Source organism: Sphingomonas sp. CROZ-RG-20F-R02-07 (assembly GCF_022662335.1).
Taxonomy (GTDB): domain Bacteria; phylum Pseudomonadota; class Alphaproteobacteria; order Sphingomonadales; family Sphingomonadaceae; genus Sphingomonas.
The window spans coordinates 1-7,554 of sequence record NZ_JAKNQJ010000033.1; the positions used below are offsets into that span (position 1 = coordinate 1).

Annotated in this window: 8 protein-coding genes; 2 read left to right on the forward strand and 6 right to left on the reverse strand. The window is 63.3% G+C overall.

Going from position 1 to position 7,554, the window contains the following annotated elements; genetic code table 11:
• The coding region (locus tag L8H00_RS18345; RefSeq protein ID WP_242098764.1) for a hypothetical protein at positions 1 to 417 on the reverse strand (417 nt) is incomplete at its 3' end.
• Between the two features lie 192 nt (positions 418 to 609).
• Between L8H00_RS18345 and L8H00_RS18350 the strand changes: the two genes are divergently transcribed.
• Together L8H00_RS18350 and L8H00_RS18355 are read left to right on the forward strand one after the other, a co-directional pair.
• Positions 610 to 834, forward strand: coding sequence for an antitoxin VbhA family protein (locus L8H00_RS18350; RefSeq protein WP_242098766.1), 225 nt, complete (start codon positions 610 to 612; stop codon positions 832 to 834).
• A 296-nt stretch (positions 835 to 1,130) separates the two neighbouring features.
• Positions 1,131 to 1,886, forward strand: coding sequence for a Fic family protein (locus L8H00_RS18355; RefSeq protein WP_242098767.1), 756 nt, complete (start codon positions 1,131 to 1,133; stop codon positions 1,884 to 1,886).
• A 39-nt stretch (positions 1,887 to 1,925) separates the two neighbouring features.
• Here the strand turns inward: L8H00_RS18355 and L8H00_RS18360 are convergent, their stop codons facing one another.
• The 5 genes from L8H00_RS18360 to L8H00_RS18380 all read right to left on the reverse strand — a co-directional run.
• On the reverse strand, positions 1,926 to 3,848 hold the full coding sequence (locus tag L8H00_RS18360) for a type IV secretory system conjugative DNA transfer family protein (RefSeq protein ID WP_242098768.1): 1,923 nt from the start codon (positions 3,846 to 3,848) through the stop codon (positions 1,926 to 1,928).
• A 10-nt stretch (positions 3,849 to 3,858) separates the two neighbouring features.
• A complete protein-coding gene (virB11, locus tag L8H00_RS18365) occupies positions 3,859 to 4,881 on the reverse strand; it encodes a P-type DNA transfer ATPase VirB11 (protein WP_242098770.1) in 1,023 nt (340 codons plus the stop codon).
• Between the two features lie 4 nt (positions 4,882 to 4,885).
• Positions 4,886 to 6,190, reverse strand: a complete 1,305-nt coding sequence (gene virB10 / locus L8H00_RS18370) for a type IV secretion system protein VirB10 (RefSeq protein WP_242098772.1) — start codon at positions 6,188 to 6,190, stop codon at positions 4,886 to 4,888.
• Position 6,191: 1 nt separating this feature from the next.
• Positions 6,192 to 7,202, reverse strand: coding sequence for a TrbG/VirB9 family P-type conjugative transfer protein (locus L8H00_RS18375; protein ID WP_242098773.1), 1,011 nt, complete (start codon positions 7,200 to 7,202; stop codon positions 6,192 to 6,194).
• 1 nt (position 7,203) lies between these two features.
• Positions 7,204 to 7,554, reverse strand: a 351-nt coding sequence (locus tag L8H00_RS18380; protein ID WP_242098775.1) for a type IV secretion system protein, incomplete at its 5' end; no start/stop codon positions are given.

Below are 7,554 nucleotides of genomic sequence, written 5' to 3' on the forward strand. Positions count from 1 at the left end.
GTCATTCACCGCCTTAAGACCGGATCCGACCCGAGCAAGGTCGGTCAGGAACTCGGCGAACACTCGACCCTCGTCTATATCTTGGTACATCGGGCGCCCAGGATGTTCGATCCGATCGAGCCACTCTCGAACCCATTTGCGATAGATATGAGCGTTCTCCCGTTCCACCAACGCACTAGCGATTGCTGCCGCTTGCATTGAATATCCGTAGCCAGGCAGGCCCGAGGGGCATCGGTTGGTTTCCATGATCTTTCCTTTCTCGAATAGAGCCGAAGGCGATGCGCGCATCGACTTCTGGCCCTCGCCGAGAGCGGGGGGTGAATGGGCAAATCCGGGCCGATCGAGGTGGAGGGGGATCGCCCGGCCTGCACCAGAGCGTAGCGCCGGGAAGGCTGGGGATACCGCCTCGATCGCCAAGCGGAGCGCTTGCGCGGAGACGGTCTAGCCCTTGCCCAGAGGGGGGATGTACCCCCCTCGCCGCACCGCCACGGCGGTGCCACGAACGATTGCCGGCCGACGGCCGTCCACGCCGTTAGGGGAAAGGCTGCACTGTGTTTCTCGTATCAAGCATGGCTTTGTGCTATGCTCGTCGCTTGAAAGGATCGCCTGATGAACGTCGTAACGCCCTTCACATCCTCTTCGCCTGCAATCAGCGAAGCCGAGCGCGCGCGCCGCTTGAGTGAAGTTAACTTCGCTCGGGGCAGTGTTCGCTACGAGGGCGGCATCCTCTCGGACGAGATCGAGCAACTAAATGTTCGCTACATTGCCGGCGAGATCGATAGCGATGAGCTGACCGCCGCAATACTGGCATCAGACACCGTTCGCGCGGCTTGATTAGCCAGCGCGAGGCCGCCCTTACCTTTGCACGGGTTAGAGAGCTTCAGCGATCCCGTTCAAGGCCAGTTCGATGTGGCGCATCTCCAGGAGATTCATCGCCGGATATTCCAGGACCTTCCTGAGCATCGGCCCGGCGAGTTTCGGCCGGACGCGCCGGGACACTTCAAGAACCGGGAGCTAGAGGCGTCGGGCGATCGCGTCCTCGTGCCCTATGCCCTCCGACCCGCAATCGACCGGCATCTGGTGCCGACGCTTGACGTTCTTCAGGGCGGCAAGCGCTCAGGGGCTATGACATGCTGGAGATGTCGGAGGCCGTCGCACAAACCTATGCGCGGCTCGACTATCTTCATCCGTTTCGCGAGGGCAACAGCCGCACGCTCCGGACATTCACGGACCAACTGGCCCGTGAAAATGGCTATCAGCTCGATTGGGGAACGACGAACGTCACACCGAAATCGCGCGACGCGCTCTACATCGCGCGCGACTTGGCGGTAATCCAACTCCGCAATCCGGGCGTCAGCATGGCGGACGCGATGGCGGCGACAACGCGAGAGGATTACGAGCTCAAGTACAAGCTCGCCAATCAGGTCGAGCGCTACAAAAACGCCGATCCCCTCGAGGAAATCGTCCGGCGCTCACTCGAGCGTGATCGCGACCAAGAGCCATTCGATAGACGCCTGACGATCCGGGAAGCGGCACGCGAGATCGTAGTTATCGAGCCGATTGCCCAGAAGCAGGCCGAGCAGAACGTTGAGGACATGCGGCTCGCCGTTTTGCGGAAAAAGGAACCCGCGGCAGAGCTCAACCGCACAAGCAATATGCGCGACTGGGTGGCACGCGAAGGTACAGTGGCAGCGCTGACCGACCGTCTAGCGAACGTCACCAGCGGTCATATCACCATCAATCACGAGCCCGGGGCATCGGCCCTTATTCGGCTGACAGCCGTAGCCGACGGGATCAATCTAGAGCTTGCGAAACAACGGGCCAGCCCAGCGCCGACCATAGCGCCCCCGGTCCGACAGATCGATCGTGGCGATCTCGATTGCTGAGCCTCGCCGGCGTCGCCCTGCCGTAGGCTCTCCCGGCGATTAGGCCGCCTTCTCGTGCAGCGCTACAACATTCTCGAACAGTTTTTTGACCTGCTGCTTCGGCGAAGCCGCCAGACACTCATCCATCGCAGCCTGGTTCAGGCTACGCCGTGCCTTCATCGTCGGTCCAGCAGCGCCGATCGCTTCAGGAGCAGGCGCAAACCCTGCCGTAGCTGGCCCGGCGTTGGTGCTTTCGGCAACCTGCGTCGCTTCGATAACGCGCAAGCTGTTCGCGGCGATCGTCGGATCGACCCGGATAGGGGGCATCTGAGGGGCAGGTATCTTGGTCCGCTCGATCAGGTGCTTTTCCGCATAATAGCGGACCTTCTTGCCGTAGGTCGCGTACATGCCGCGCCGGAAGACGATCAGATCGTTCTCCGGCAGGAGTTCTACCTCCTGCGGTAGCATCAGCGGCCGGCGCTGGTCGGACTCCGACGTCGAGCCGCCCCCGCCACCCCACGTCCCCATCGAGCGCGAGCGCGCCTTGTAGGTGTAGCTGCCGAGCTGGTCCGAGATCTTCTTCGCCTCGGACAAGGCGGCAGGACGTAGCACGAGCCTCACCGCGCAGTTGCGTTCGATGTCGGCCGCTACCTTGTCGCCATAGACGCCCTGGATCTGCTCGAGCGACTGAAACGCCGGCAGCATCCGCAATCCATAACCAGCGACATAGCTGAAGGCATTGGCCAGCACGGTGCATTTGCCGAGGCTCGCGAACTCGTCGAGTGCGAGCAACACTTTGATCTGATGCTTGCCGTCCTTCGGTAGCTCGCGGACGTTGCGATCGATGAGCTGCTGGAAGAGCAGGCCGTAGATCGGGGCTACCCGCTCCAGATCGTCGGGCGAGACGCCGAGGTAGAGCGAGATCCGCTTGCCGCGGAACTCGCTCAGATCGAAATCGCTCTTCGACGTCGCCGCATCGACATATGGGTTCAGCCAGGCATTGATCTTGGACGTGACCGACTGGCGCAAACCGGAGAATGTGTTGGCCGACGAGCCGGTGTAATCCTGGATGGCCGAGACGCACGCGGTCGACAGCGGCTTTCCAGCCTTTTCCCGCGCCGCGATGATCTTCGGGAACCGCCGTTGGGCATCGGGAGCCGCGAATTGCCGATAAACCTCGCCGATCGTGAACGGGAGTGCATCCTCGCCATCGTCGACGGTCGCGGCGATATAGGCGGTCACGCCGAGGAACGCGGTTCGAGCACCCTCTGCCCAGAACTTCTCACCGGTGAGCGGATCGGGGTAGAGCATCGCCGCGATCTTCTGCAGCTCGTTGATGACCTCGACCGGGTCTCGCCGATTGATGTAGCCGAGCGGGTTCCACCGCACGGTGCGGCCGCTGGGATCCAGCGGATTGAATAACAGCACGATCTGGCGAAGGACGTCCTTCCGATAGCCAGCGGTGTTGTCGTAATTCTCCTGCTTGATGTCGAGCACGACCAACGAGTCCGGCCAGTCGAGCAGGTTGGGGATGATGACGCCTACGCCCTTGCCGGCGCGGGTCGGCGCCTCGAGCATGACATGCTCAGGCCCACCAAAGCGCATGACCTTCCCGTTGAATTTGCCGAGCACGATGCCGGTTTCGGACAGCAGCAGGCCTTTCTTGACCTCGGGGGGGCGCGCCCAACGCGCCTCGCCGTGCAGCTTCTGGCGCGTGAACAGCGTCGAGACGATCAGGATGATGGTCAGCACCAAGCCAATGCCAAACCCAATCAGGAACGGCTGGTAGACGATCGGATAGCCCTTCAGCGCCCAGAGCGCAGCCGGCACCTTGCGCCACGGCGTATGCACGCTCAGCAGATGCGCTTTGAACAGGACAGCGACGGCGCCGATCGCCGCGCTCAGCACCAGGCCAACGACGCCCAAGAACGCGATCGCACCGGGTTGCGACCCTTCGTCGCTCCGCATCCACCTACCGCTCACGCTACCCTCCTTAGTCGTTTGGCTTGCTCGCTGGGTCGAACCACACTTCCGTCATGCGGTAGCGCGCCGGCCGTCCCTCGCCGGGGGGGAGCCGGTGCATCTGCACGACGATATCAACGAGCGAGCGCAGCAAGGACCGAATGTCGTGACGATCGAGATCGTTGCCGCCTTCCGATTCCTTGACCAGGAGCGTGAGCTGCTCGAACGCGCCCTCGGCCGTGTTGGCATGGACCGTGGTGATCGAGCCGGGATGGCCGCTATTGACGTTGCGCAGGTAGAAGAACGCGGTGCCGTCGCGCAGCTCCTGCAAAAGGATGCGGTCGGGCCGCATTCGGAGCGCCGATTCCAGCAACTCCTTGGCACCGGCCTTCTGAAGGCTCTTCCCGTCCTTGGCGTACATCATGTGGACGTGGTTGCGCTGGGGCACGACCAGCTCGCGCGTGTCCTCGATCGTCAGGATCCGCTCATAGTCCGGGATCAGCTTGATGAGCCCCTTGGAAAAGCTCGTCTTGCCCGAACCGGTCGCGCCGGAAATCAAGATGTTCTTACGGGCCTCGACCGCGAGCTTGAAGAACGCCCGCCAATCACCGGCCTCGCGCAAGGCCAACAGGTCGGCGTCGACCTCCTTGTGAAGCCCATGCGCGCGAACCTCGCTGAACAGACCGGCAGCCTCGAAATCGTCGATGTTCATCGTCACGCTGGATGCCTTGCGGATCGTGATCGAGATGAAGCCTTGCTCGACCGCTGGAGGAACGACGACCTGTGCGCGCTCGCCCCCCGGCAGCACCGAGGAGCAGACTGGATATTCGGAGTTGATGTCCTGCTTGGTGAGCCCGGCGATCAGCTTTGCCAGGGTCATGAGAGCGGCATTGTCCAACGCCGGCTCTTCATGCCACTCCCAGCCGTTGCGGGTCTCAAGCCCGATCAGTCCCGGCTCATTGATGACCAGCTCGGTCACATCGTTGCGCAACAAATGGCGCCTGATCGGCTCCGCATTATGCTCGTAGATGAGCGACGTCGGGCTGGATGCCATCGGCTTAGCGCCTCAACCCCACGTCATAGACCGAGCGGAAATCGAAATCCTTGGCGACGAAGATCGCAGCGGTGTCCCCCTGGTTTTTCTTCAGGATCGGCCTGATCTGCATCGTCTGATTGAGGACGGTCGATCCGGTGTTGCTCGGCACCTGGGTTGTGTTGCTGCCCTCGCCGGCCAGCGACCGGCTCGCGATCTGCGCGCCATCCTCTAGTACCGAGATCACCAGCCCGACGCCGAACCGTGCCCAGAACTGGGTATCGACGCCGCCCGGGAGCCCTGCACGGCCGAGGCTGTCGGCTGCGGGCGAGCCGAGATCGATGGCGACCCCGCGCGGGGTGAGTGCGCGGGTCCACACCACGAACAAGCGCGCCTGCCCTTGGGTGATGCCGCCCGAATATTGCCCAAGTACCTTCGTCCCCTTGTCGAGCAGGACGATGCGGCCGTTCTCCGAATAGACGTCGTGGTTGATGACGCACGACACGAACCCGGCCTGCGTCGAGTTGATCGCAGTCTGGAGCGTGCAGGGGATCACGGTGCCTGCGCTCAGCAGCAGGTTGCGATCGGCGACCATGGTTGCCCGCACTGTCTGGATCGCGGAGTGGCCGAGCTGGTCGCTGAAGTCGCTCGGGCCCTTTGCCGGCGCAGCCGGCGCATCGTCCCCCGCGGCGCCGAAGCCACTCGCCCCGAACCCGCGACGCGGGACCGTAGACTGCCCGCCACGCGCCTCATCGTCCTGACCGCCTTGTTGTCCCTCGCTACCGGGGACCGCCGTGGGCACAGCGGCAGAGGCCAGACCGGTATTGCCAAAGGCCATGATCGGCGATCGCCGGGCCGCGTCCGCCATTGCACGCGCCTGCTCCGCGCGGCGCTGCGCAGGCGACTGCTGTCCGTTACCCGTGGTGGTGGTTGCCGTCCCCGTTGCCGGCACCAGATTTCCATTGGCGTCGGCGACCTGCGTACCTGCCGCAGGCGTAATCGGCCGCCCGAAGATGTCGGTCTGCGGCGCGCCGGATTGGCCAAGCTGACCCGCCAGCGCCGCCCGCTGCGCGTTCGGCGAACCCATCACATCATCGACCGACCGTTCGCTTGCCTTGGCCGGCTGGGCCGCGGCCTCCGAGCTGGCGGAATGGTGGAACGCGCTATAGCCGATCATGATGCCGCCCATGGCACCCAGGAGGCCGATACCGGCGCCAATGAAGGCGATGTTGCCCCAGCCTCCGCTGCGCGCGACTGGGCTATCGATATCGCTTGAAGGAACGGTATCGGCAGCGACGTCGCCGCCCCGGTCAATGACGGTGCCGGCCATGTTACTGTCCCTTCACTTTGCGCTCGACCACATTGGAAACGGTGCCCGTCCGATCGCCGCGGTCGTTGCGCAACGGCGCCTCGTTGTAGATGCACAGCACGGTCGTTCCGCGCCGGAGGCGGAGCTGCCGATACACCGCATGGATCACCACGAAGTCCTCGCGCACATCGTAGGAGACGATCGTCTCGGTGCCGTCGACGTCGACCGCGAAGATCGAGGGGATGTCGGCGTGTCCCGGATAGCGCAGCACCGTGAACTCGCCATTGTCGGAGATCTCGGTCGGTTGCAGGGCAGAGTCGCCCTGCACCGTGTAATTCATGTTCCGCGTGCCCTCGATCACGGCATGATCGAGCGCGGCCTGGGCGACGTTGGTCTCGATCGCCTTGGCGGTCTGCGCCTGGACGAGCTGCACCTGAAGCGCGGCCATTGCCCGTTCCTCGCGGGGATAGCGGAAGCGGACGCCGTACATCGTCTCGCCCGTCCCGAGCGACAGATTGAAATGGTAGGTGCGCGGCGATCCACCCGCATTGGTGATGACGATCAGGTTTGTGCCGCCCGCCTTCTCGCGCGGTTTCAGGAACACGACATTGCCGACCGGGGCGATCTGCCACGACACCGTGTCGCCCAACGCGGCCTGCGTTACCGTCTCCCCCGGACCGAACTGGATCTCGATCGCGTGCCGGAAGCTGCCGACGATCGTCACCACCTGGTCGGGATCATAATTGACGTTGCGGACGCGCGCGTCCTTCCCGCCAGGGATTGGTGTTTCAGATGCAAACGCCGCCTGCGGCATCAGCGTCACCGCAGCAGCCCCGACTATCGAAAGCGCGATGAGGCGCTGCCACACCGCACCCACTCCGCGCCAGAAACGGCTCTGCGACCCGGTTTCTGTGAGCACCAGCTCCGTCGCGGGCGGTGACAGACGAACAGCCAATTTCTTGCGGAGTGCGGGCATGAAGGGGACGACGACGACGGACACGTCATTGTCCGGGATGTTGGACTGATCGCTCATCTCACGCCTCCGGATCGGAACGATAATTGACGACCTGGAAGCCGAGTGGATCGATGTTGCGATCCTTCTCATGCTCCGGCGCCGTGGTGTATTTGAAGGTCAGGATCGCGTTCCAGTTCTGCGCGATCGGCGTATTCTGCCCGAACGTAATAATCTTGGTGAAGCGGACCTGCGCGACGGTCGGGCTGAGGAAGCTGATCGTCCGGATCGAGATCGAGACGAAGCCCTTGTCACCGTAGATGTTGGAGGGAGCGTTCTTGTTGTTGGATTGGACGCTGCCCAAGTAGCGACTGCCTTCGAGCTGATCGCTCATCAGCATCACGGTATAGGCATTCTCGCGCGCCGCGTCGTT

What these genes read in the sequence shown, in the direction of transcription:
- L8H00_RS18350 (WP_242098766.1), top strand. Translation starts at nt 610, where the DNA reads ATGAACGTCGTAACGCCCTTCACATCCTCTTCGCCTGCAATCAGCGAA.
- L8H00_RS18355 (WP_242098767.1), top strand. Translation starts at nt 1,131, where the DNA reads ATGCTGGAGATGTCGGAGGCCGTCGCACAAACCTATGCGCGGCTCGAC.
- virB11 (WP_242098770.1), bottom strand. Translation starts at nt 4,881, where the DNA reads ATGGCATCCAGCCCGACGTCGCTCATCTACGAGCATAATGCGGAGCCG.
- virB10 (WP_242098772.1), bottom strand. Translation starts at nt 6,190, where the DNA reads ATGGCCGGCACCGTCATTGACCGGGGCGGCGACGTCGCTGCCGATACC.
- L8H00_RS18375 (WP_242098773.1), bottom strand. Translation starts at nt 7,202, where the DNA reads ATGAGCGATCAGTCCAACATCCCGGACAATGACGTGTCCGTCGTCGTC.